Annotated in this window: 23 protein-coding genes; 3 read left to right on the plus strand and 20 right to left on the minus strand. The window is 65.9% G+C overall.

Annotated features, from left to right (window positions below; translation table 11 throughout):
- Positions 1-81: 81 nt before the first annotated feature.
- The 3 genes from fliK to Y882_RS16710 all read left to right on the plus strand — a co-directional run bounded on the left by fliK (position 82) and on the right by Y882_RS16710 (position 2,810).
- Positions 82-1,224, plus strand: coding sequence for a flagellar hook-length control protein FliK (fliK, locus tag Y882_RS16700; protein WP_046973085.1), 1,143 nt, complete (start codon positions 82-84; stop codon positions 1,222-1,224).
- A complete protein-coding gene (locus tag Y882_RS16705) occupies positions 1,221-1,496 on the plus strand; it encodes an EscU/YscU/HrcU family type III secretion system export apparatus switch protein (protein ID WP_046973086.1) in 276 nt (91 codons plus the stop codon). Before fliK ends, Y882_RS16705 begins: the two co-directional genes overlap by 4 nt.
- 105 nt (positions 1,497-1,601) lie before the next feature.
- Positions 1,602-2,810, plus strand: coding sequence for a DUF2252 family protein (locus tag Y882_RS16710; RefSeq protein WP_046973087.1), 1,209 nt, complete (start codon positions 1,602-1,604; stop codon positions 2,808-2,810).
- A gap of 16 nt (positions 2,811-2,826) precedes the next feature.
- On the opposite strand, the gene Y882_RS16715 is transcribed toward Y882_RS16710, so the two are convergent.
- The 20 genes from Y882_RS16715 to Y882_RS16810 all read right to left on the minus strand — a co-directional run bounded on the left by Y882_RS16715 (position 2,827) and on the right by Y882_RS16810 (position 22,354).
- Positions 2,827-3,771, minus strand: a complete 945-nt coding sequence (locus Y882_RS16715; protein WP_046973088.1) for a SphA family protein — start codon at positions 3,769-3,771, stop codon at positions 2,827-2,829.
- A 226-nt stretch (positions 3,772-3,997) separates the two neighbouring features.
- Entirely contained in the window at positions 3,998-5,935 is a 1,938-nt protein-coding gene (locus tag Y882_RS16720) for an AI-2E family transporter (RefSeq protein WP_046973089.1), read from the minus strand.
- Positions 5,936-6,019: 84 nt separating this feature from the next.
- Positions 6,020-6,481, minus strand: a complete 462-nt coding sequence (locus Y882_RS16725) for a chemotaxis protein CheW (RefSeq protein WP_046973090.1) — start codon at positions 6,479-6,481, stop codon at positions 6,020-6,022.
- A gap of 66 nt (positions 6,482-6,547) precedes the next feature.
- The gene (motD, locus tag Y882_RS16730) at positions 6,548-7,699 is read right to left on the minus strand and encodes a flagellar motor protein MotD (RefSeq protein ID WP_046973091.1); all 1,152 of its coding nucleotides are present in this window, start codon (positions 7,697-7,699) and stop codon (positions 6,548-6,550) included.
- A 15-nt stretch (positions 7,700-7,714) separates the two neighbouring features.
- A complete protein-coding gene (locus Y882_RS16735) occupies positions 7,715-8,455 on the minus strand; it encodes a flagellar motor protein (RefSeq protein ID WP_046973092.1) in 741 nt (246 codons plus the stop codon).
- A gap of 1 nt (position 8,456) precedes the next feature.
- On the minus strand, positions 8,457-10,409 hold the full coding sequence (locus Y882_RS16740) for a chemotaxis protein CheA (protein ID WP_046973093.1): 1,953 nt from the start codon (positions 10,407-10,409) through the stop codon (positions 8,457-8,459).
- Positions 10,410-10,424: 15 nt separating this feature from the next.
- Positions 10,425-11,066 carry a protein phosphatase CheZ gene (locus Y882_RS16745; protein WP_046973094.1) on the minus strand — a complete coding sequence of 214 codons (642 nt, stop codon included), beginning with the start codon at positions 11,064-11,066 and terminating at the stop codon, positions 10,425-10,427.
- Positions 11,063-11,470, minus strand: coding sequence for a chemotaxis response regulator CheY (gene cheY, locus Y882_RS16750; RefSeq protein ID WP_082121164.1), 408 nt, complete (start codon positions 11,468-11,470; stop codon positions 11,063-11,065). The genes Y882_RS16745 and cheY overlap by 4 nt, the downstream gene beginning before the upstream one ends.
- Positions 11,471-11,574: 104 nt before the next feature.
- A complete protein-coding gene (locus Y882_RS16755) occupies positions 11,575-12,348 on the minus strand; it encodes an RNA polymerase sigma factor FliA (protein ID WP_046973096.1) in 774 nt (257 codons plus the stop codon).
- 1 nt (position 12,349) lies between these two features.
- Positions 12,350-13,291, minus strand: a complete 942-nt coding sequence (locus tag Y882_RS16760; protein WP_425479484.1) for a nucleotide-binding protein — start codon at positions 13,289-13,291, stop codon at positions 12,350-12,352.
- Positions 13,288-14,712 carry a flagellar biosynthesis GTPase FlhF gene (flhF, locus tag Y882_RS16765; RefSeq protein ID WP_046973097.1) on the minus strand — a complete coding sequence of 475 codons (1,425 nt, stop codon included), beginning with the start codon at positions 14,710-14,712 and terminating at the stop codon, positions 13,288-13,290. Before flhF ends, Y882_RS16760 begins: the two co-directional genes overlap by 4 nt.
- Before the next feature lie 144 nt (positions 14,713-14,856).
- The gene (flhA, locus tag Y882_RS16770; RefSeq protein ID WP_046973098.1) at positions 14,857-16,947 is read right to left on the minus strand and encodes a flagellar biosynthesis protein FlhA; all 2,091 of its coding nucleotides are present in this window, start codon (positions 16,945-16,947) and stop codon (positions 14,857-14,859) included.
- 10 nt (positions 16,948-16,957) lie between these two features.
- Complete coding sequence (flhB, locus tag Y882_RS16775) at positions 16,958-18,094, minus strand: flagellar biosynthesis protein FlhB (protein WP_046973099.1); 1,137 nt, start codon at positions 18,092-18,094, stop codon at positions 16,958-16,960.
- A 10-nt stretch (positions 18,095-18,104) separates the two neighbouring features.
- Positions 18,105-18,875 carry a flagellar biosynthetic protein FliR gene (fliR, locus tag Y882_RS16780; protein WP_046973100.1) on the minus strand — a complete coding sequence of 257 codons (771 nt, stop codon included), beginning with the start codon at positions 18,873-18,875 and terminating at the stop codon, positions 18,105-18,107.
- Positions 18,872-19,141, minus strand: coding sequence for a flagellar biosynthesis protein FliQ (fliQ, locus tag Y882_RS16785; protein ID WP_046973101.1), 270 nt, complete (start codon positions 19,139-19,141; stop codon positions 18,872-18,874). The genes fliR and fliQ overlap by 4 nt, the downstream gene beginning before the upstream one ends.
- A 182-nt stretch (positions 19,142-19,323) precedes the next feature.
- On the minus strand, positions 19,324-20,115 hold the full coding sequence (gene fliP, locus Y882_RS16790) for a flagellar type III secretion system pore protein FliP (RefSeq protein WP_046973102.1): 792 nt from the start codon (positions 20,113-20,115) through the stop codon (positions 19,324-19,326).
- A complete protein-coding gene (gene fliO, locus Y882_RS16795; RefSeq protein WP_046973103.1) occupies positions 20,115-20,483 on the minus strand; it encodes a flagellar biosynthetic protein FliO in 369 nt (122 codons plus the stop codon). The genes fliP and fliO overlap by 1 nt, the downstream gene beginning before the upstream one ends.
- Before the next feature lie 5 nt (positions 20,484-20,488).
- The gene (gene fliN / locus Y882_RS16800; protein WP_046973104.1) at positions 20,489-20,827 is read right to left on the minus strand and encodes a flagellar motor switch protein FliN; all 339 of its coding nucleotides are present in this window, start codon (positions 20,825-20,827) and stop codon (positions 20,489-20,491) included.
- On the minus strand, positions 20,824-21,840 hold the full coding sequence (gene fliM / locus Y882_RS16805; RefSeq protein ID WP_046973105.1) for a flagellar motor switch protein FliM: 1,017 nt from the start codon (positions 21,838-21,840) through the stop codon (positions 20,824-20,826). The genes fliN and fliM overlap by 4 nt, the downstream gene beginning before the upstream one ends.
- Positions 21,841-21,853: 13 nt before the next feature.
- Positions 21,854-22,354 (minus strand): flagellar basal body-associated FliL family protein, encoded by a 501-nt coding sequence (locus tag Y882_RS16810; protein WP_046973106.1) that lies wholly within the window; start codon positions 22,352-22,354, stop codon positions 21,854-21,856.
- Positions 22,355-22,842: the final 488 nt, after the last annotated feature.

Genomic DNA, 22,842 nt, shown 5'->3' on the forward strand with positions numbered 1-22,842 from the left:
AGCCCTCAAGTTTTCTCGAAGGCCGCCGATGCCTAGGGCACGGACGGGCGCGCACGTCGCTTTGTTCGCAAGGAGCTACGATTGATCATCCAACCCACCAGTCTCGCAGCCCTCGCCTGGGCCGGCGCTGCTTCCGGCAGTGCCGCGGAGAGCTGGCGCATCGGCACGGTGCTGTCCGCGCGTCCGCTGGGGATCAATCCGGACGGCATGATGGTGCTGCAGATCGGCGCCGTCGCCGTGGAGACCGAAGCGCCCACCGGCCAGCAGCTGCCGGCCCAGTTCCAGGTTCGCGTGCTCACCCTGGGCGCACAGCCGCAGCTTGAGCTGATGCTGCCGCAGACCGCCGCGCCGGCGGCACAAGTGGCCATGCGCGAACGCCTGCCGCAGCAGAACGGCTATGCACCCTTGCTGGCCACGCTCGACGCGCTGGCCCAGCGCCCGGCGTTGCGGCAGCTGCCGGCGTACCTGCGCCCGGCCCTCGCCGCGCTGGAACACGTGGTGCGCACGCCCACCGAAATCACCCGCGGCGAAGGGCTGGAAGAAGCGATCAAGCGCAGCGGCCTGTTCCTGGAATCCCAACTGGCCGAGCCCAACCTGGATATGGCCGGGCTCAGCCAGGAAGACTGGAAGGGTGCACTGCTGCGGCTGGCCAGCCTGCTCGACGACTACCTGCCGGCGCGACGCGCGAGCAGCTCGTCCAGCGAGACGCCACCGCCACTGCAACAACGCGGCCTGCAGGCACAGCCACGCGCGCTGCTGCCGCTGTCGCTGCTCGATGACGATGTCGATGCCCTGCTCAGTCGCCTGCATGGCGAAGTGCATGCGGCCCTGGCGCGCGTGGAAGTGGCCCAGCTCGAAGCCACCACTGCATCTGCCTGGATGATCGAGATTCCGCTGCAGGGCGAAGATGGTCGCGACATCCTGCAGGTCCAGCTGCAGCAGAACGCTGAAGGCGGCACCGGTTCCTCGTGGACCTTCGGCTTCGCCATCGACCTGCCAGGCCTGGGCCCGTTGCAGGGTGAACTGCAATTGCGCGATGTGCGTCTGTCGGTGCGCCTGTGGGCGGAGCGCGCCGATACGGTGCATCGACTCGAACAACAGTTCGGGCCATTGCGCCAGGCCTTGTCGGCGACCGGTCTGATCCTCGATCAGCTCTCCTGCCAGCAGGGGCTGCCGCAATCCACCCATCAGCACAGCGCGATCCTGCTGAGGACCATGGCATGAGCAACGCACTGCCGCCCGCTCGTCGTCGCGTCACCCTGCGTCTATCCGGCGGCCCCAACGATGCACCAGCCACGCCGGTGAGTCTCCCGCCGGAATCGCTGGAGACTTTGCTGGCGCGTGCACGTGCGCTCGGCATTCCGTTGCACCAGGATCCGCAGATGGCGGCGCTGCTCGCCTCGCTCCGCTTGCGCAAGGAAGTGCCTGCCACGCTGTATGCCGCCGCGGCAGCGGTGTTGTCCTGCATCTACGACGCGGCCGACGCACCGCACTGAGCGCACGTTTTTGCGAACGATGCGCGCAGATGCGCGACGCCTGAAAACACGACACGTCCTTCATGTTTGGTCCGCAACAGTGATCCTGCATACACAGGATTGCCCATGCCCCGTTCCCGCCAGTCCAGCGTGTCGCCAGCGCAGCGCCAGGACGCACTGATCCAACGACGCAACACCAAGATGGCCCGCTCGGCGCATGCCTATGTGCGCGGCAACACGGCACAGTTCTATGCATGGCTGGATTCGCGTGCGGCGCCGCGCCTGCCGGTGGGGCCGGCCATCTGGATCTGCGGCGACTGCCATATCGGCAACATCGGCCCGGTGGCGGACGACCAGGGTCAGCTGCATATCCAGATACGCGATTTCGACCAGAGCGTGATCGGCAATCCCGCGCATGACCTGGTGCGGCTCGCACTCTCGCTGGCCATGGCGGCACGCGGCTCGGACCTGCCTGGCATCACGACGGCCAACATGATGGAGGCCATGCTCGACGGCTACGAAGCCGCGTTTCCGGAAACAGACGATGCCGAGCCCGGCATGCCCGGCACCATCAAGCTGGTGATGAAACAGGCGGCAAAGCGCAGCTGGAAATCGCTCGCCAACGAGCGCACCAACGGGGCCGGGCTCGAGCTGCCCCTGGGCAAGGAGTTCTGGCCGATCGTCGCCAAAGAGCGCAAAGCCATCCAGGCCATCTTCCGGCAGCCTGAGTTGGACGCACTCGCCAAACAGTGGCGGCAGCGCGATCCCACCGGCGATGTGAACGTGCTCGATGCCGCGTACTGGCGCAAGGGCTGCAGCTCGCTCGGCAAGCTGCGTTATGCCGCCCTGCTGGATGTGGATGGCAATGCGGTGGAAGGCGATGATCTGTGCCTGATCGACATCAAGGAGGCGGCAGCTTCCATCGCACCCCGCGCCAAACACGTCCGGATGCCGCGCGATCATGCCGAGCGCGTCGTACTCGCGGCACAACATCTGTCGCCGGCGCTGGGCAATCGCATGCGTCCCGCCCATCTGCTGGACAAGCCGGTGTTTGTGCGCGAACTGCTGCCGCAGGATCTGAAAATCGACATCGCACGCCTGCACCGCAAACAGGCGCGGCGGGTGGCGGCCTTTCTCGCTCACGTGGTGGGCCATGCCCATGCGCGCCAGATGGATGCCGCTACACGCAGATCCTGGTGTCAGGAACTGCGGCGCAATCATTCGCGCACGCTCGATGCACCGTCATGGCTGTGGCAGGCCGTGACGGGCCTGCTGTCGATGCACGAGCGCGACTATCTGGACCACTGTCGCCGTTACGTGGGTGGCCAGGCCTGAATCGTGCGCAGGAAAGTCACAGCGTAATCGTCGCCGACAACATCGCCGGGTTGCCCTGCAGGCGGTTGGTGACATCGAATTCGTGCAGCCAGCGCAAGGAGAATTCGACCTGGCCGCCCTGCCACTTCTTGAGGTAGTTCACCATCGGGCCAAGCGCCAGCGCGTGTCCCTTGAAGCCACCCAGGAGATCGGCCGTCGGTCCCGTGTCGTTCTCCAGCTGATAGATCCAGCCACCGACAGCGCCCACGCCCCACCCGGTGGGAAAGCGCTTTACCAGCAGGGTGTCGAGTCGATACACCGAACCGTTCTGGTAGTTGGTCGCCTTGTCCTTGGTATAGAAGTCCACCGCGGTGGTGGCGCTCCATTCCAGCGAGCCCTGGTCGAACAAGGCCGTGTAGCCAATGGTGGGCGAGAAGGTCCAGGTGTTGAGGCTGGCATTGGCCAGTCGCCCGTCTTTGTAATCGCCGGTGGGTGCGTAGATGTAGAGCGAAAACGAGATGTGCTGCGTCTGGCTGAAATGATGGCTGGCGATGACGGGCGCGAAGAACAGATCGTACGGGCCAAGCACGTGAGAGGACTTGCTCGCGCTGAAACCGCCGAGCCTAGCGTTGACGTTGGCGTCGACGTAGGCAAAAGGCATGGTCATCATCGAGGCGAAGTTCCACGACGAAGGTGCCGTCTTCCAGATGTACAGCCCGGTGATCGTGGCCAATTGGAACTCCGCCTTGAGGCCGAGCGCCGAGCCGCCGCCAGCGACAGGCACCTGCTTGGAAGCGCTGATCGAGCCGTCGTAATAGGCGTAGCCGTATTGCCAGGTCAGGCCGGGCGCAGGGGGAATCAGACCCGAGTACGACGTCGCCTGCATGCCCGTGATGGAGCGACCGACGCCGGTTTCCGTGGCATGCAGTGGCAAGGCAAACAGCGCAGCCAGCAGGGCGCAATACAGCGCAACTCGTTTCATGGCAGCTCCAGGCATGGCGCGTATGCATGCGCGTTTCGTGCGGCAGCTGGACTGCCCGCACGGCCTCAGCCTCTACGGATCACGGGAGCCGGACAAGCGAAATTCCACCTACTCGATCTACGTAGAAATACGCAGAACGGCGCCCCCGGCCGCGTATCAAAAAACCGCGTCATGATCTTGCGACAGGCGCCGCGCGGCGGCTCCAGCGTGTGGTGCGGGCGCCGCTTCAGATCGTCGCGCTGCGCTGCTCGCGCTCCACGCCACCTTCCGGGAAGCGCGCAATCGCCTGCTGCGCCGCCTGTTCCAGCGAGGTGACGACTTCGTTGAGCTCGGCATTGACCGGCGGCTCCACTTCCGTCGCCGCCAAGGGCTCGGGAAAGAACACGCCCACCAGGCAGGCCTCGGGAATCCCACGGCGGGTCAGCGCAACGGCCTCATCGAAGCTCTCGCGCTCCTTGGTCGGATGGGTGCTGACGATGTACACCATCGACACTGCATTGGGCGTGGCTTCCGGATGCGGCTCGGCGTCGAAGGCGGCGAAATCCTCGACGGAAAGATGGCGCGCATCGATATTCAGGTCGCGCAGGATGCGGGTGAGCAGTTCGGTGGCAAAGTCGCTGGCCACCGAACCCAGGCCCAGGCAGAGCACCACCGAGCGCGGCGCCACGGCGAGCGGCCCCTGCCAGCGACCAAACGCATCTTCGCGATGCTGGCGCAGGCTGCGGCCGATGCTCACGCTCTCGAGCACCGAGCTACGGCGGCGCCAGCGCGCCCACTTGCTCTCGTGGCTGTCCAGCGTCTCCACCACGGTCACGATGGCGCGCTTGACCGCAGTCTGCTGCTCGGTGCTGATCGCGCCGGCCGCCAGGTCGATGCGCGCCAGCTGCAGCGCAGGCAACAGCACCGAGTCGCAATACGCCGCGAAGCTTTTGCGTTTCAGGAATTCGCGCGCCTCGCTCAAAATCTCGCTCGCATCGCCCGACAAGGCGCGCTGATACACGCGCTGCGGCATGGTCAGCGCGGGCGTGTCGCCAAGCAGGATATTGAGCAGGTTCAAGGCCTGCACGTGACGGCCCGCGACCACCAGGCAAAGCGTCAGCGGCGTGGACATGAGCAGGCCCACCGGCCCCCACAACCAGCTCCAGAAGATCGCCGCCACCACCACTGCAAGCGGTGAAAGGCCGGTCGTGTGCCCGTACAGAAACGGCTCGATCAGCTGCGACACGATGATCTCGACCACCAGGTACAACGCCACCGTCATCAGCAGCAGCGACCAACCCGGCGCCACCGCCGCCGCGAACAGGCTCACCACGGCGGCCACCAGCCACACGCCGATATAAGGCACGAAGCGCAGCACCGCCGTCAGCAGGCCCCACAGCAGCGCACTGGGCACGCCAATCAGGAACAGTCCCAGCCAGATCGCCACGCCCACGCCAAAGTTGACCGAGAAAGTGGAGATGAAAAAGCGCGAGAGCCGCTCGCCTGCATCATTGATCGCCGCGGTGGTGGCGCGCAGATCCGAGCCGCCGGCGAGGCGGATGAAGCGGTCGCGCAGGGCTTCGTGTTCCAGCAGCACGAAGATCAACACCACCAGCACGATGCCCGCGGTTTCCACCGGTACCCACGCGGTGGACAGCACCCGGGTGATCACCGTCACCGGCGCGCTGGGCAGCTTGGTCGGCGTCGAGACGGGCTTGGGCGTGGCCGGTGCATTGGTCAGGTAAGGCGGGGCGACGACGGTCGCGGCGGGTGCCGCACCCTGCCCGGTTTCGTCGATCACCTTGCCCAGTTCGCCGCTCAGGATATCCAGGCGTCCCAGGGTCTGTTCGCGCAGCGACTGCACCTTGGTGTGGATGGTGGCCTCGTACTGCGGCAGGCTGCGCGCCACATGCACCACCTGCGTCCCCATCATCGCGGTCGTGCCGGTCACGATCACCACCAGCGCCAACACCGCGATCATCACCGACATGCCGTGGCCCAGGCCGATGCGGCGATACAGGCGCACCCACGGCGCCATCAGCAGGCTGAGGAAGAGCGCCAGGATGATCGGCACCAGCACCTCACGCCCGAAGTACAGCAGCGCCAGCACCGATGCCGCGGCAATGATCACGACCGCGCGCTGGCTCGCCGTCACGGCGGGCAAAGTGGGGGCTTGCGACGACATGGGCATCTCCTTTCCACCGCGGCATCCCCGGAACGACGACGTCGCCCCGGAGCCGCAAGGATAGCCTTGCCGATGCCGGTTGGGTCAGGCCGCTTCGTGTTCCAGCGGCAGGCGGCACAGACGGCGCACGTCCAGCAAGGCCACGAAACCACCCTGCGAGGGCAGCACGCCGTGCACGGGATCGTCGTCGCGCGCCATGGCGCCCGGCAGCGGCGGTGCGATATCGGCGGCGGCCGCGTCCAGCAGATCACCCACCGCATCCACGCGGATACCGACCAGATGCGTACCGTGCGAGAGCATCACCTGACGCACCTGGAACGGGTCCGTGCGAGTTTCATCGGACAGCCCCAGGCGCCGACGCCCATCGAGCACCGGCACGATGCGGCCGCGCAGGTGGCGAATGCCCAGCACGTCGCGCGCCGAACCCGGCACCGGCGTCAGTTCGCCATCGCGCAGCACTTCGCTCACCTGCGTCAGCGGCGCGGCGTAGAGCTGCCCGCCAATGCGGAAGGACAGCCAGTGCTGGGCGTTCTGTACATGTTTCATGGCGATGGCTCCGTTGCGGTGGCCTGGGTGTTCGGTACAACCGGCTTGCAAATCATGTCTTGCAAATCACGGGCCATGCTCGGGCGCGGCCACGTGGGCCGATCCCACGGTGATCGCGCCCGCCGCGACGTTGGGCAGACTGGCGCGTGGCGTCACTTCCGGACCGGTGTCGACGTCCTCCGGCGCGCTGCGCTGGGGTTTGGCGAGGATCACCTGGTTCACCGGCACCTCGTCGGTCAATCGGGGCGCCACCACTTCCACCGTGGGCACGGGCGTGGCGGGTTTCGCGCTGGCCGTGGCAACGGCACTGGGTGCCGGTGCGGCAGTGGTCGCCGGCGCCGGAGCAGCCTGTTGGTCGGCGGTGAGCTGGCCTGCGCCTGGCGCATTGTTTTCCAGACGCTTGGGCTCCCCTTCTTCGCTGAGCACCACGATCAGCACGCGGCGATTGCGGTTGCGGCCGTCTTCCGTCGCGTTGTCGGCATTGGGGTGGTATTCGCCCCAGCCCATGATGCCCAAGCGGGTCGGGTCCACGCCCTGCTCCGTAAACAGGCGCGCCACGCTCGCCGCACGGGCCGCGGACAGTTCCCAGTTGGACGGATACAGCGCGGTGTTGATTGGGCGATCGTCGGTATAGCCCTCGATGCGCACGGTATTGGGGAACGGTTTGAGGATCGAGGCCATGCTGTTGAGCACCTCGTTGGCCTCCGGCGACAGCTTCGCCACGCCGCTGGGGAACAGGATGTCGGTGCGCAGCTCCACTTCCAGCCACGAGGTGGTCTTGCGCACGATCACCATCTGCTTGTCGATCAAGGGCTGCAGCGCGCGCACGACCTGGTCGCGGATCACTTCGAGATTGCGTTTCTCTTCCGCCGGCGAGGCGGTGCGATTGTCCACCGCACGCACCATCTGCGGACGCCCCGGTATCGGCACGCTGACCGGGATGGTTGCGGCGCCCGGCTGGCTCCCCGGCGAGGCGATCGCCGGATCGACGTTATGTGGCTGCGCACGCGTCTGCGGCATCGGCGCAATCACGTGGCTGGAGCCGTTGAAGGCCTCGATGATGGAATTGGACATCACGCGGTACTTGCCCTCGTTCACCACCGAGACCGCGTACATCACCACGAAGAAGGCAAGCAGCAGCGTCATCAGGTCGGCATAGGGAATCGCCCAGGCCTCGTGATTGACGTGGTCTTCGTGGTGTTTCTTCTTCCTGGCCACAACGCTGCGCCTCCGTTACGCCAGGTAACCCTGGAGCTTCGCTTCGATCTGGCGAGGATTGGCACCCTCGGCGATGGAGACGAGGCCTTCGATAAGGATTTCGCGCATCTGCGTCTGCTTGTGGATCAGCGCCTTCAGACGCGCCGACATCGGCAGCATCCACAGGTTGGCCAGCGCCACGCCGTAGATCGTCGCCACGAACGCCGCGGCAATGCCATGGCCGAGCTTGCTCGGGTCGGCGAGGTTTTGCATCACCGCCATCAGGCCCATCACCGCGCCGATGATGCCCATGGTCGGCGAGAAGATGCCGGCCTGTTCGAATACTTTCGCGCCGGCCAGATCGTGGTGTTCGCGCGCGCCGACTTCGACTTCCAACACGCCGCGAATGGCCTCGGGTTCGCTGCCATCCACCAGCAGCTGCAGGCCCTTGCGCACGAAGGTATCGCTTTCTGCGTCGATCTGCGGCTCCAGGCCCAGCAGGCCCTGGCGACGCGAGATCTCGCTCCAGCCGACGATGCGGCTGATCAGATCCGATGGCTGGTGCTGCGGCGGCTTGTACACCAGCGGGAACATCGACATCGCATGCTTGAGCACCTTGCCGGAGTTCTGCACCAGCAGCGCGGCAATCGTGCCCATGAACACGATGACGAACGCCGCCGGATTCCACAGCGCTTCCACGCTGGAACCCTTGAGGATGGTACCGACGATCACGACCACGAAGGCCAGGATCGTGCCGATGAGACTTACCAGATCCATGTCAGCCGCTCATCCGCAGAGTAGAAAGAAGTTGACCGTCCTGGTCGGACAGGCCGGCCAGATCCATCACCAGCGCCAGACGCCCGTCGCCGGTGACCGTGGCGCCGGCCACGGCGGGCACGCCTTCGAACAGCGGGCCGAGCGGCTTGACCATCACGTCCTCACGACCGAGCACTTCGTGCACCAGGCAACCCAGGCGCATATGGCCGATGTGCAGCACCACCACGTGGCTACCCGGCAGACCTTCCACACCCACCCAGCCGCCAAGATCGGCCAGGGCCAGCGCACGACCGCGGTGCGAAGCCACCACGCGACCATCGAGCAGCTGCTGCTGTCCAGGCGCCAGTTCGAATACTTCATCGACATTGCTCAACGGCAGCGCGAGCAGACGCGCGCCAACGCGCACCATCAGCACGCGCTGGATCGCCAGCGTCAGCGGCACGGCCAGCTCCAGCGTGCTGCCCTTGCCCAGCTGCGAGCGCACCGACAAGGTGCCGCCCAGTTCCACCACGCGCGTCTTCACCACGTCCATGCCCACGCCGCGACCGGAGATGTCGGAGACGGTGGCGGCGGTGCTGAAGCCGGGGCGGAAGATGATTTCGTAGCATTCGTTCTCGGTGAGGCGCGATGCCTGCGCCTCGTCCATCAAACCCTTCTCCACCGCCTTGCGGCGAAGGATTTCCGGATTCATGCCGCGTCCGTCGTCGGACACGGTGATCACGATGCGCTCGCCGCGCTGGCTCGCGCCCAGCGTGACCTTGCCCTTGCGCGGCTTGCCGGCGCGTTCGCGTTCGTCCGGCATTTCCAGGCCGTGATCGAGCGCGTTGCGGATCAGGTGCACCATCGGATCGGCGAGTGCTTCGACCAGACTGCGGTCCAGATCGGTGCCCTCGCCTTCCTGGATCAGTTCCACTTCCTTGCCGAGCTGGCGCGAGAGATCGCGCACGATGCGCGGAAAGCGCTGGAACAAACGGCCTACCGGCTGCATGCGCATGCCGAGCACGGCGTTCTGCAAGGCATCGGCCACGCGATCGAGTTCGGTGGCGGCCAGTTCCAGCGATTCATCGCCGGTCTTGGCCGCGAGGCTGAGCAGCCGGTTTCGTACCAGCACCAGCTCGCCGGCGCGATGCACCAGGGCATCGAGGCGGGCGGTGTCCACGCGCACGGTGTTTTCCGGTGCGGGCGCGGCTTGCTTGGCCGGTGCGGCGGCGGGAGCAGGCGTGGGTGCGGGGGCCGGTGCACTGGCGCCCGGCAGTCCGCCCTTGCCATGAAGATTGTCGAGCAGCGATTCGAACTCGTCGTCCGAGATCGTGCCCGAGGTTGCGGATGCGGCGGGCGCACTCGTCGCGCCCGGCTGGCCGCCCTTGCCATGCAGGTTGTCCAGCAGGGCTTCGAACTCGTCGTCCGAAATGCTGCCCGATTCCACCGCCGCCGCGGGCGCACCCGGTGCGCCGCTGCTGCCGTAAAGGCTGTCGAGCAGAGCCTCGAATTCGGAATCGTCGATGGTGCCGTCGCTGGGCGGCGGCGCGACCGGCGCAGCCACCGGCTTGGGTGCCGGCGCGGGCGCCGCGCCCTTGCCCGGCGTCAGGCGCTGCAGCAGGCCAGCGGGCGGCATCGCCATCGCGCTGCCGCTGGCCAGTGCCGCCATCATGTCGTTGAGCAGGTCCAGCGCTTCCAGCAGCGCATCCATGCGGCTGGCATCGATCAGCAGCTGCCCGTTGCGCGCCACGTTGAGCAGATCCTCGGCGTGATGGCACAGCTGCACCATCGGCTCGATGGCGAGGAAGCCCGCGCCGCCCTTCACCGTGTGGAACGCGCGGAACACCGCGTTCAACAGTTCGGCGTCGCGCGGCGAGGCCTCCAGCCCGATCAGCTGATCGCCCAGGCGCTGCACCAGTTCCCCGGCTTCCACCAGGAAATCATTGCGCAGCTCGCTGTCCAACGTGGGATCCATTCGGCCGTCCGTCCCTTAGAAACCGAATTCGCTGAGCAGGCGATCGGCCTCGTCCTGACTGGTGACCTTGACCGGGCCGGCGGCCGCTTCGCCCGACGCCAGCGCGCCGGTGAGGCTCACCAGTTCCAGCAGCGAGTGCTCCACGCTGCCGATGAAATTCACCACTTTCTTGATGCGCTGACCCGACAGGTCCTGCCACGACTGCGCCACCACGAAATCGGCCAGACCATCGCGGCAGGCATGAGCGAAGGCCTGCGACTGCTTGGCCAGCACGTGCGCGACTTCGCCTTCCGTGGTGCCATCGATCACGGCGCTGGCGTTCTCGGCCAGTGCTTCGGCCTGCGGACGCATGCGCTCGACGAAGTCCAGCGAGCGATGGGCCGCCTGCGAACTCATCTCCAGCACGTCTTCCAGGTGCTTGCGCGCATCGGCGACGCTGCCCGGCACGCCTTCCTGCGCGAGGTCGCCGCCGAGGCGGCGCACGGCGTCGTGCAGGTCGCGGGCCAGCAGGCCAAGCGCGCGGAACACGCGCTGTTCGCGCTCGCGCACCAGCGCATCGAGGGCCTTCTCAAAAGCGGCACCATCGGCGCTGTTGAGCAGGTCGTGCAGTTCGGGCGGCATGGCTTCGCCGGCCATCAAGGAAACTTGTGCGTTCATGCGGTGGCTCCGCTGGCGGCCAGGCGTTCGAAGATCTTGCTCAGCTTTTCCTGCAGGGTGACGGCGGTGAAGGGCTTGACGATGTAGCCGTTCACGCCGGCCTGGGCGGCGGCAATGATCTGGTCGCGGTTGTTCTCGGCGGTCACCATCAGCACCGGCAGGCCCTTCAGCGAGGGCTCGGCGCGGATCGCGCGCAACAGGTCGATGCCGGTCATATTGGGCATGTTCCAGTCGGTCACGACCATGTCGAAGGCGTTGTTGCGCAACATGGTCAGCGCGTTTTCGCCATCGTCGGCTTCCTGGATCAGGCCGTTGCTGAAGCCCAGTTCGACCAGCAGGTTGCGAACGATGCGCCGCATGGTGGAGAAGTCGTCCACCACGAGGATCTTCATATTCTTGTCCAAACGCTTTCTCCGCTGCGCGTAGTGTGACTTTTGTTGAACAGGGTCGAGTTGCGGTGGCGCAACGACCGGACGTCGGTTCGATCCTGGTCGGCGCAGCGCCCGTCTTACTCGCCCCTCGCCCCTTTACGTTTTGCTGCCTTCTTTTCCTGCCCCTCATGCCAACCGCTCATGCGCGCCCGCAAGCGCACGATGGCCTGGCCGTGGATCTGGCACACGCGCGATTCGGTCACGCCGAGCACCGCACCAATCTCCTTGAGGTTCAGTTCTTCCTCGTAGTACAGGGACATCACCAGCTGCTCGCGTTCGGGCAGGCCGCCGATGGCTTCCACCAACGCCTCGCGCATGCCTTCGTGCTCGACACTGTCCGCCGGGCTCAGACTGTCGCCATCGGCCACGTCGAACGCCGCGCCGCCGTCCGCATCGTCCGGTGCGGAAAGGCTGAGCAGGCGTGCACTCGCCGCGTCGGCCAGCACCTGGTGATATTCCTCGGCGCCCATGCCCAGTCGCCGCATCACTTCGGCGTCATCGGCATCAGAACCGGTTTCGATTTCAATCTGACGAACAACCTCCGCCATTTCGCGCACTTTTCGATGCACCGACCGTGGGGTCCAGTCGGTGCGCCGCAATTCGTCGAGCATCGCGCCACGGATGCGGATACCCGCAAACGTCTCGAAGCTCGCATTCTTGCCGGTGGTGAAATTGCGCGCGGCCTCCAGCAAACCGATCATGCCGGCCTGAATCAGGTCGCTCACGTCCACGCTGGGCGGCAATCGACCCATCAGGTGATAGGCGATACGTCGCACCAAGGGAGCGTGCTGGCGAACCAGTTCGTCGGCACTCTGCCGCTGCAGCTGCAGATATTCGGAAGCCACACTCATGTCACCACCCCGTTGCTACTGCGGCCTGCCTGCTGAAAAAGGCGATGCGATCCAGGCCCAGTCGCTCGGGTTCACCCCATGTATCGACCGCACCCGCCAATTGCTTGAATGCCAATCCCGACCGGCTCGACGGCCACAGGTCCACCACCGCGCTCTGGCGGCGGATGGCCTGACGCAGTCGCTCGTCGTGCGGGACATGGCCCATGAATTCCAGCGCCACATCCAGGAAGCGATCGCAAACTCGTGCGAGTTTCTGATGCAGCTGCCTGGCCTCGCCCAGGTTGCGCACCATGTTCGCCACCATGCGGAAGCGGCGCACGCCGAAATCGCGGCTGAGCACCTTGAGCAAGGCGTACGCATCGGTGAGCGAGGCGGGCTCGTCGCACACCACCACCACGACGTCGTCGGCGGCGGCTGCAAACATCGCCACGTTGTCAGAGAGTCCGGCGGCGGTATCCACCACCAGGTAGTCAGGCGGCGAGACCAGATCGTCAAACGCGCGGATCACCGCCGCGTGTTCGCCCGCGCCCAGCTGGGCCAGCCGGCGCGTGCCCGATCCAGCCGGCACCACTTTGAGGCCGTGCGGCGCGGTCATCAGCAGATCCTCGATCGAGCAGACGCCGTCGAGCAGATGCCCGATATGGCGCGTCGGCGTGAGGCCGAGCAGCACGTCGATATTGGCCAGGCTCATGTCCGCGTCGAGCAGGATCACCTGGTGGCCCTGCACGGCGAGCGCCATGCCCAGGTTCACCGACACCGTGGTCTTGCCCACGCCGCCCTTGCCGCCGGCCACCGCGATCGCGCGGCAACGCTTGCGCGGCGCACCGCCGCTCAGCCCATACGCCTGGTCCTGGACCGGCGCCTGTCGGCTATGTCGTTCGGTCAGCGCACGCAGCATGCTTTCCAACCCCATCGCCTGGTTCATTGCAAAGACACCGCTCATGCGCTTGCCACCGCTAGTCCGAAACGATCCGCCATCACCACGTCATCGGCCGGCGCGGTGCCCTTGAGCACCTGCGCGGCACGGCACACCAGCACCCGCGCATCCGCCGTGGCGATGTCTTCGGGCACGCGCTGTCCATCGGTGACGTAGTCCAGCGCGAGTCGGTGACGGATCAGCACCGACAGCGCGCCGCCGAGGCTGGGAGCCTCGTCGAGTTTGGTGAGAATGCAGGCGTGCGGTTTGACCGGCAGGTAGGCACGCACCGCTTCGTCGAGCGACGACGCGTGTGCATTGGCCGCCATCACCAGGCAGGCGCGCAGATCGCCGCCATTGCCCAGCACTTCAAGTTGTTCCGCCAGGCGCGGATCGCCGCCGGCCAGGCCCGCGGTGTCCACCAGCACGGTGTGATGGCCGCGCAGCAATTCCAGTACATGGCGCAGGCTGTCGGCGTCGTAGGCGGGATACACGCGCACGCCGAGCAGGCGGCCGTAGTGTTCCAGCTGCGCTGCGGCGCCGATGCGATAGTGATCGGTGCTGACCAGCGCGACCTGCGAGGCGCCGTTGCGCATCACCGCACGCGCGGCGAGCTTGGCGATGGTGGTGGTCTTGCCCACGCCGGTGGGACCGACCAGCGCGGTCACGCCGCGACGCTCCGAATGATCGCGCGGGCTGATCGACAGGCTGCGGCTGAGCACGCCCAGCGGCAGATAGCGCGCCTGTTCGGCGTTGATTTCAACCGGCAGCTCACCGACGAGCTGACGAGCCACATCCGGCTCGATACCGAGCCGCGTCATTTCGCGCAGCACGCGGGCGCGCATCGGCTGACGGCGCTCCAGGTCGTTCCAGATCAGGCTGGACAGCTGTGTTTCCAGCAGGTCGCGCAGGCTGCCCAGTTCGGCGCGCACGCGTGCGGTGTCCTGCATGGCGCGTTCGAGCAAGGGATGGATGGAGGCGGAGACCTCACCGGCCACGTTGGACTGCGCAGATTCAACCGGCGCAGCTTTTTCTTCCAGCGCCTTGGCCTGCGATACGGCCGCCTTGCGGGCCACCGGCGCTTCGATCGTCGGCTCCATGCGCGGCGTCGTGGCGGTGCGGCGCGAGAGCGACACCATCACGCCATCGTCCTCGCGACGGCTCGCCGTCGGCAGCGGCGGCGGCATGACGTCGGCACGGCGTGCAGCGGTGGCTTCCACATCGCGGCTCGACGCGGCGGCGGAAGGTGCGCGGTTTTCCACTTCCAGCGGCGCACCGTGGCGTGCGGCTTCGCGCACCAGGGCTTCGTCGAAATCCACGGCCGCGATGATCTCGATGCCGTCGTCCATCCGGCGCGTGGACAGGATCACCGCATCCGGCCCCTGGTCCTCGCGCACTTCACGCATGGCCTGGCGCATATCCGGGGCCACGAAACGCTTGATCTTCATGCCTTGCTGCTCCGTGAAACAGGGACGAGGGACGAGCGGCGAAGGTGCGCTGCCATGCCTCGCGGCATGTGCTGCCCATTCGCCAACGACTCGATGTTTGCGCCCTCGCTACTCATCCCTCTTCCCTCTCTCGTCTGCTTAAATTCAGCGACCCAATGCCTGCACCAAACGCACTCGGCGGTTGTCCGGCACCTCGTTGTAAGCCAGTACGTGCAGGTTCTGTGCCACATGGCGAGTGAAGCGCGCGAGCCACGGACGCAGCTGCGGCGCGACCAGCAAGACAGCCGGTTCGCCGCTCATTTCCTGCTTGCGCGCAGCGTCTGCGACGCCCTGCTGCAGGCGGTCGGCGAGCCCCGGTTCCACCGCCGCGCCCGCCACACCGCCATTTGCGAGCGATCCCAGCAGGATCTGCTCCAGCTCCGGCGCCAGCGTGATGACCGGGATCTCGGTACCGAGCCCGGAAATCTCCTGGACGATCTGACGCCCCAGCGCCACGCGCACGGCGGCACTGAGCGCGCCGGGATCCTGACTCTGGCCCGCGTGCTCCGCCAAGGATTCGACGATGGAGCGCATGTTGCGGATCGGCACCCGCTCGGCCAGCAGGTTCTGCATGACCTTGACCACCACGCCCAGCGACAGGCGCTTGGGCACCAGGTCTTCGACCAGCTTGGGCGTGGTCTGCGCGAGGCGGTCGAGCAGCTGCTGCACGTCCTGGTGGCCGAGCAGTTCGTGCGCGTGGCTCTGCAGGATGTGCGACAGATGCGTGGCGACCACGGTGGCCGGATCGACCACGGTATAGCCCAGGCTCTGCGCCGTTTCGCGCTGGCCCGGCTCGATCCACAACGCTTCGAGGCCGAACGCCGGATCGCGCGTGGCGATGCCCTGCAAGCCTTCCTGCACGCGGCCGGGATTGATCGCCAGCAGGCGATCGTTGTGCACTTCGGATTCGCCCATCGGCACGCCCATCAAGCTGATGCGATAGGTGTTGGGCCCCAGATCCAGGTTGTCGCGGATATGCACCGGGGGCACCAGGAAACCCAGCTCCTGCGAGAGCTTGCGGCGCACCGACTTGATGCGGCCCATCAGCTCGCCGCCCTGGTGCGTGTCCACCAGCGGAATCAGTCGATAGCCCACCTCAAGGCCCAGCGGATCGACGCTGGCGACATCTTCCCAACCCAGCTCGAGACGCTCCGTCGGCGCGGCCGGCGGCGGCACTTCGGCGGCGGCCTTGGCCACGCGCTCGACCGCTTCGCGATCGCGCTTGATCATCAGCCACGCCGCACCACCGCAGGTACCGCCCAGCAACAGGAACGCGATGTTCGGCATGCCCGGGATCAGGCCCATCACGCCCAGCACCACGCCGGCCACGGCGAGCGCGCGCGGTTGTCCGAACAGCTGGCCGACCAGCTGCTTGCCCATGTCAGTGGACTTGGACACGCGCGTCACGATCACCGCGGTAGCGATGGACAGCATCAGCGACGGCACCTGCGCCACCAGGCCGTCACCGATGGTGAGCAGGGTGTAAGTCTTGGCGGCTTCGCCGGCGGACAATCCGTGCTGGAAGATGCCGACGAAGAAGCCGCCGACGATGTTGATGATCAGGATCAGGATGCCGGCCGTTGCGTCGCCACGCACGAACTTGGAGGCACCGTCCATCGAGCCGTAAAAGTCTGCTTCCTCGCGTACTTCCTGGCGACGGTCGCGCGCCTGTTCCTGGTTGAGCAGGCCGGCGTTGAGATCGGCGTCGATTGCCATCTGCTTGCCGGGCATCGCATCGAGGGTGAAGCGCGCCGTCACTTCCGACACGCGGGTCGCGCCCTTGGTCACCACCACGAAGTTGATGATGGTGAGGATGGCGAACACCACCAGGCCCACGGCGAAATTGCCGCCAATGACGAACTCGCCGAACGCTTCGATCACCTTGCCCGCGGCGCCAGGGCCGTCGTGGCCATTCAGCAGCACCACGCGCGTCGAGGCGATGTTGAGCGCCAGGCGCAGCAAGGTCGCCATCAGCACCACGGTGGGAAACGCGGCGAATTCCAGCGGCCGCATCACATAAATCACCGCCAGCAGGATCACCAGCGACAACGCGATGTTGAAGCTGAACAGCATATCGAGCAGGAACGGCGGCAGCGGCAGCATCAGCATCGCCAGCGCGGCGAGCATGATCACCGGCGCGCCGAGTCCGCGGCGTCCAAGCGACTTGAGATTGCCTAGGGCAGTAGCGTTTGCCATCACTGTTCCATCAGAACTTGTAGGGACCCATCAGGTCCGGATCAACATCGGGTTGCGGCGCCGACGGCGGTGCATCACCGCGCGACACCGCCTGCTTGAGCTGGAAGACATAGGCGAGCACCTGCGCCACGGCGACATACAGCGCCGAGGGAATCTCGCGGTCGATCTGGGTGGTCGCATACAGCGCGCGCGCCAGCGGCGGCGCTTCCACGGTGGGGATGCGATGGCTGGAGGCAACCAGGCGAATCTGCAGCGCGAGTTCGTCCATACCCTTGGCGATCACGCGTGGCGCGCCCATGCGGCCTTCGTCGTAACGCAGAGCCACGGCAAAGTGCGAAGGGTTGGTGATCAGCACGTCCGCCTTGGGCAGCTCCTGCATCATGCGCTTGCGCGCCATCTGGAACTGCAGCTGGCGGATGCGGCCCTTCAGCTCGGGATTGCCGTCGCTTTCCTTCGACTCGTCTTTCAGCTCCTGGCGCGTCATGCGCAGGCGCTTGTTGTGGTCGAACTTCTGGTACAGCGCATCGGCGCCGCCGATCAGCGCGAGAATGGAGCCGAACAACAGCGCACCGTGGCCCAGCAGGCTCATGGCCTTGAAGGTGCCGGCGCGCACTTCGCCGACGCCGGTGGCCATCAGGTCGTCCTGCCAGTTCTTCAGCACCATCACCAGGATGCCGCCGATCAGCAGCAGCTTGAGCAGCGACTTGGCCAGCTCCACCAGGCCGCGCATGGCAAAGATGCGGCCCAGGCCCTTGATCGGATCGAGGCGCTCGAACTTGGGCTCCAGCGCTTCGGCGCTGAAATTGAGTCCACCCAGCAGCAGCGGTGCAGCGAGCGCGGCCAGCATGGTGGCCAGGGCCACCGGGGCAAACAGCGACATCGCCTCGTGCATCGCCATCGAGAGCACGCGTCCGGGCAATTGCTCGGAGAACAGCGCCGCGCGGTCGTAGGTCAGTCCCAGCCCATAGATGCGCCTGACGTGTTCCATTGCCGCCGCGCCGCCGTTCATCAGCGCGGATACGCCGGCGAGCACGACCACCGCACCCGACAAATCGCGCGAGCGGGGAACATCGCCCTTTTCGCGTGATTCGCGCAGGCGTTTTTCTGATGGTTGTTCGGTGCGTTCCTGATCGTCGTTCTCGGCCATGGCGTATCCCTCAACCGCCCGCCAGTTCGTGCATCAGCGTCCATGCGGTGTACTGCAGGGACTCGAAGGCACCCGGCACCGTACGCAGCGACAGCCACAGCGCGACAAAACCCAGGGTCACCGTGATCGGAAAACCCACTGCGAACAGGTTCATCGATGGCGCCGCGCGACTGATCGCGGCAAAGCCGATATTGACCATCAGCAGCGAGGTCATCGCCGGCAAGGCCACGCGCACCGCGCCGCCAAACAAATGCGTGGCGAACGCAACCACGGCATACAAACCCTTGGGATCGATCACCGCCTGCCCCGGCGGCAGGCTATGGAAACTATCGGCCAGCAGCGAAATCAAGCGCAGATGGCCGTTCATGGCCAGGAACAGCAGCATCGTCATCAACAGGTAGAACTGGCTGAGCACCGGCGAACTGCCGCCGCCGCGCGGGTCCACGGTTTCGGCGAAGCCCAGGCTCATACTCTGGCCAACCAATTGGCCGCCCAGCGACACCGCTTCAAAGGCGAGCTTCAACACGAAACCGATCGATGCGCCCATCAGCAGCTGCGCCACCATGGTCGTGATGCCGTCGGCCGTCATCGGATCGATCGTGGTGGGCGCAAGCGGCGCCAACACCACGGTCAGCATCAGCATGATGGCGAGACGAAAGCGCTGCGGCAGCACGGAATCACCGAACACCGGCGCGACCAGGCACAGCCCACCGACGCGGCCCATCGCCCACAACAGCGAGCCGATCAGCCCCTGCAATTGAGCGAGCTGCACCGTGGTCACTTCACCGCCCCAGGCAGACTCTCGATGAGCTGACGCGTGAACTGCACCAGCGTGCGCAGCATCCAGGGGCCAGCGATCAGCGCGACCGCGGCCATGGCGACCACCTTGGGGATGAAGCTCAACGTCATTTCGTTGATCTGCGTGGCGGCTTGCACCACGCCGATGATCAGGCCCACCAGCAGCGCGGTGAGCAGCAAGGGCGCGGCCACCATCATGGCGACGTAGAGCGCGTGCTGGCCGAATTCGATGACTGACTCAGGCGTCATGGCATGCGCTCCTGCCCCCTCTCCCCTTCGGGGAGAGGGTTGGGGTGAGGGGCGGGTGCTCGAGAAAGCGCTTGTCGCCCTCACCGCCGGGCTTGTGCTCTTTGGACGCGAGCATAGGCAGGGCTTTCGCGAGCACCCGCCCCCCCCCCGGAGGGGAGAGGGAGTCAAAGCGTGCGGTGTGCTCATGAGTAAAAGCTCCCCGCCAGCGTGCCCAGCAGCAAGGTCCACCCATCCACCAGCACAAACAGCATGATCTTGAACGGCAGCGAGATGATCGTAGGCGACACCATCATCATGCCCATCGACATCAACACGCTGGCCACCACCAGGTCGATGATCAGGAACGGAATGAACAGCAGGAATCCCATCTGGAACGCGGTCTTCAGCTCGCTGGTGACGAAGGCCGGCATGGCCACGCGGAACGGAACGTCCTCTTTGCTGGCGTACGGCTGCTCGTTGGCCAGGTGGGTGAACAGCTGCAGATCCGCATCGCGCGTCTGGTCGAGCATGAAATGCTTGAACGGTGCGGCGGCGGCGGGAACTGCCTGCTCCGCGGTCATCTGGCCGTCCATATAGGGTTTCACGCCGTCGGCATAAGCGTGGTTGAGCACCGGTGACATCACAAACAGCGTGAGGAACAGCGACAGGCCCAACAGGATCTGGTTGGACGGCGTGGAACTCGTGCCCAAGGCCTGACGCAGGAAGCTCAGCACGATCATGATGCGCGTGAACGAGGTCATCATCAGCAACACCGCAGGCAGCAGCGTCAGCACGGTCATCAGCGCCAGCAACTGCAGCGACAACGTCCAGTTCTGCGCACCGCCTGGGGCGTTCTGCACCGTCAGCACAGGGATGCCGGCAGGCGACGACGGCATTTGCGGCATGGCGGGCATGGCGGGCATGGCCGGCGCGGCCCACAGCAGCACCGGGCACAGCATCAGCAAGACCAGGAGAAACCAACGAGCGTGCTTCATCACTTGCGTTTCCAGCGGGCCAGCACGTCGCCAAACGGCGCGATCGGCGGTTGCGGACTGGCTTCCGGCGCGGGTGCCGCGCCTTCGTAAACGTGCAGCGTGCGCATGCCGCCTTGCCCCATGCCGATCAGCAGACGCTTGCCGTCCGCATCGACCAGCATCAGGCGATCGCGCGCACCCACGGCCATGGTTTCCACGCAGCGCAGGCGACGCCCACCCGGCGTCGTGCGCGCCTGCAGCCGGCGGCTGAACCAGCCGGCCACGAAGATCAGCGCGATGATCGCCGCGAGGCTCAGCACCACGCGCACCAGCTCGCCACCGACATTGATCTCGGGCGCGGCGGCAACAGGAAGGACCAAGGCGATCATCGAACTCACCGCAGCTTGCGCACGCGTTCGGCCGGGCTGATCACGTCGGTGAGACGGATGCCGAAGCGGTCGTTGATCACCACCACTTCACCGTGTGCCACCAGCGTGCCGTTGACGAACACGTCCAGCGGTTCGCCGGCGGAGCGATCCAGTTCCACCACGGAGCCCTGGTTGAGCTGAAGCAGGTTGCGGATGCTGATGCGGGTGCGGCCCACTTCCATGGCGAGCGTGACCGGGACATCAAGAATCATGTCGAGATTGACTTCGGCGCCTTCGCCCAGCGGGGCGCTCAGCTGATCGAACTCGACGCGCTGGGTAGCGCTGGCGGCGTCATTGGGGGTCATGCGAGGTCAATCTCCAGGGTGGTTTCGGTCGACAGGCGCATTTCGCGGCGCCCTGTCTGGGCATGGAAGCGGACGGCGTTGCGGCCGTTGTGCTGGCCGTAGCGGCCACGGAACACCGGCACGTCTTCGGCAAACACGGTGCTGAATTCCGGCAGCTGGATCGGCAGCACATCGCCGGGGCGAAGTCGCAGGAACTCACCGATGCTCAGGCGCGTTTCCAGCAGCAGCGAACTGAGCTCCACTTCCGCATCGAGCACTTCGTCCTGCAGAGTCTCGGCCCAGCGGTGATCGCGGTCGACGCGGTCGCTCTGCACGCCGGCATCGAGCAGGGTGCGGATCGGCTCGACCATCGCGTACGGCAAGGTCAGGTGCACTTCGCCGCCACCGCCATCGAGTTCGATATGGAACTTGGACACCACCACCGTTTCGGTGGGGCTCACGATGTTGGCGAACTGCGGGTTGATTTCGGAATTGAGGTATTCGAAGTTGAGCGGCAGCACCGGCGCCCACGCTTCCACCATCGAGGCGAACAGCTCGGTCAGCATGATCTGGATCACGCGGTTTTCGGTCGGCGTGAAGTCGCGGCCTTCGATGCGCGCGTGGAAACGCCCGTCGCCACCAAAGAAGTTGTCGATCACGGTGAACACCAGGCGCGGCTCCATCACCACCAGCGCGGTGCCGCGCAGCGGCTTGATGCGCACCAGGTTGAGGTTGCTCGGCACCGCCAGCGCGTGCACGTACTCGGCGAACTTCATCATCTTCACGCCCAGCACCGACACTTCGCAGGTCTTGCGCAACACGCCGAATACGGCCGTGCGAAAGAAGCGCGCAAAGCGATCGTTGACCATCTCCAGTGTCGGCAGACGGCCGCGCACGATGCGGTCCTGCTGGGTGAAGTCGTACGAGATCACCGCATCGGGCGGCAAGGGCTCGTCGTTGCCTGTTTCGACGGCGCCACCTTCCACGCCGTCGAGCAAGGCATCGATTTCTTCCTGTGAAAGCAGGTCGCTCATCGCCGCTGTCCCGTTACTGCATCACGAAGCTGGTGAAATACAGCGCTTCCACGCCCGGACGGCCCAGGCGCTTCTCGATGATCTTGCGCACCGCGTCCAGCGCCTGCGCCTGCAGCTTCTGCTTGCCTGCGGCGTCGCTGAGGATGGAGTAGTCCTGGCTGCTGAACAGCATCACCAGCGCATTGCGGATCACCGGGTCGGCATCCTTCGCCGCCGCCAGCGCCGCCGCGTCATGCGACATCAGGCTCACGCCCACCTGCAGGAAGCGCATGGACTGGTCGTCCTTGAAATTGACGACGAACGGCGGATCCAGCATGAGGTACTGCTCCTGCTTGGACAGCGCCACCTTCGGCTCTTCGCCCTCGGCACCATGCGCGCCGCTGCGCGAGTTCATCACCAGGTAGCCAGTCACGCCGCCCATGGCGAGCAGCGCCAAGCCCATGATCAACACGAGCTTGTTCGATCCCTTCTTCGGCGCTGCCGCCGTCGCTTCTGCTTGCTCGTTCTGAGCCATGCCAAATCAATCCCTATCCAAAGTTCAATCGCCGGCCACCCGCCACGGGCGGCACATGCCCGTTGATTGCAAACGGCATGCCATCGGTGGAAAGCGTTGGTATGACTGGGTTTGCGCGGTGTGGCGAGGAGATCGCGGCGCTTTCTTGACGCGTGTCGGGGATTGGGCGTGACGGGGTGGTGGCGGTGGTCGGAAGCTTGTCGCGCCTGGCGCCTGTCTGTGGGAGCGCACCCTGTGCGCGACAGCCATGCTGGGTGTACCGCTCCGTAGGTATGTCGCGCACAGGGTGCGCTCCCACAGAAGAGCAGGTCGGCACAGGTCCGGGAGTCCCCTTGTAGGAGCGCACCTTGTGCGCGACCGCAGCGTTGCGGCGTAGCGCGCCGAGGAGCTGCCGCGCACAGGGTGCGCTCCTACAAGCGAACGCAAACCCGGCGACGGCTGAGCTTCCGCTTTTGATGTGGCTGTTAACCGGGGTCCCCGTATGACGC

The organism is Dyella japonica DSM 16301 (assembly GCF_001010355.1).
Taxonomy (GTDB): domain Bacteria; phylum Pseudomonadota; class Gammaproteobacteria; order Xanthomonadales; family Rhodanobacteraceae; genus Dyella; species Dyella japonica.

What these genes read in the sequence shown, in the direction of transcription:
- Y882_RS16705 (WP_046973086.1), top strand. Translation starts at nt 1,221, where the DNA reads ATGAGCAACGCACTGCCGCCCGCTCGTCGTCGCGTCACCCTGCGTCTA.
- Y882_RS16710 (WP_046973087.1), top strand. Translation starts at nt 1,602, where the DNA reads ATGCCCCGTTCCCGCCAGTCCAGCGTGTCGCCAGCGCAGCGCCAGGAC.
- Y882_RS16715 (WP_046973088.1), bottom strand. Translation starts at nt 3,771, where the DNA reads ATGAAACGAGTTGCGCTGTATTGCGCCCTGCTGGCTGCGCTGTTTGCC.
- Y882_RS16720 (WP_046973089.1), bottom strand. Translation starts at nt 5,935, where the DNA reads ATGTCGTCGCAAGCCCCCACTTTGCCCGCCGTGACGGCGAGCCAGCGC.
- Y882_RS16725 (WP_046973090.1), bottom strand. Translation starts at nt 6,481, where the DNA reads ATGAAACATGTACAGAACGCCCAGCACTGGCTGTCCTTCCGCATTGGC.
- Y882_RS16735 (WP_046973092.1), bottom strand. Translation starts at nt 8,455, where the DNA reads ATGGATCTGGTAAGTCTCATCGGCACGATCCTGGCCTTCGTGGTCGTG.
- Y882_RS16740 (WP_046973093.1), bottom strand. Translation starts at nt 10,409, where the DNA reads ATGGATCCCACGTTGGACAGCGAGCTGCGCAATGATTTCCTGGTGGAA.
- Y882_RS16745 (WP_046973094.1), bottom strand. Translation starts at nt 11,066, where the DNA reads ATGAACGCACAAGTTTCCTTGATGGCCGGCGAAGCCATGCCGCCCGAA.
- Y882_RS16755 (WP_046973096.1), bottom strand. Translation starts at nt 12,348, where the DNA reads ATGAGTGTGGCTTCCGAATATCTGCAGCTGCAGCGGCAGAGTGCCGAC.
- Y882_RS16760 (WP_425479484.1), bottom strand. Translation starts at nt 13,291, where the DNA reads ATGAGCGGTGTCTTTGCAATGAACCAGGCGATGGGGTTGGAAAGCATG.
- flhF (WP_046973097.1), bottom strand. Translation starts at nt 14,712, where the DNA reads ATGAAGATCAAGCGTTTCGTGGCCCCGGATATGCGCCAGGCCATGCGT.
- flhA (WP_046973098.1), bottom strand. Translation starts at nt 16,947, where the DNA reads ATGGCAAACGCTACTGCCCTAGGCAATCTCAAGTCGCTTGGACGCCGC.
- flhB (WP_046973099.1), bottom strand. Translation starts at nt 18,094, where the DNA reads ATGGCCGAGAACGACGATCAGGAACGCACCGAACAACCATCAGAAAAA.
- fliQ (WP_046973101.1), bottom strand. Translation starts at nt 19,141, where the DNA reads ATGACGCCTGAGTCAGTCATCGAATTCGGCCAGCACGCGCTCTACGTC.
- fliP (WP_046973102.1), bottom strand. Translation starts at nt 20,115, where the DNA reads ATGAAGCACGCTCGTTGGTTTCTCCTGGTCTTGCTGATGCTGTGCCCG.
- fliO (WP_046973103.1), bottom strand. Translation starts at nt 20,483, where the DNA reads ATGATCGCCTTGGTCCTTCCTGTTGCCGCCGCGCCCGAGATCAATGTC.
- fliN (WP_046973104.1), bottom strand. Translation starts at nt 20,827, where the DNA reads ATGACCCCCAATGACGCCGCCAGCGCTACCCAGCGCGTCGAGTTCGAT.
- fliM (WP_046973105.1), bottom strand. Translation starts at nt 21,840, where the DNA reads ATGAGCGACCTGCTTTCACAGGAAGAAATCGATGCCTTGCTCGACGGC.
- Y882_RS16810 (WP_046973106.1), bottom strand. Translation starts at nt 22,354, where the DNA reads ATGGCTCAGAACGAGCAAGCAGAAGCGACGGCGGCAGCGCCGAAGAAG.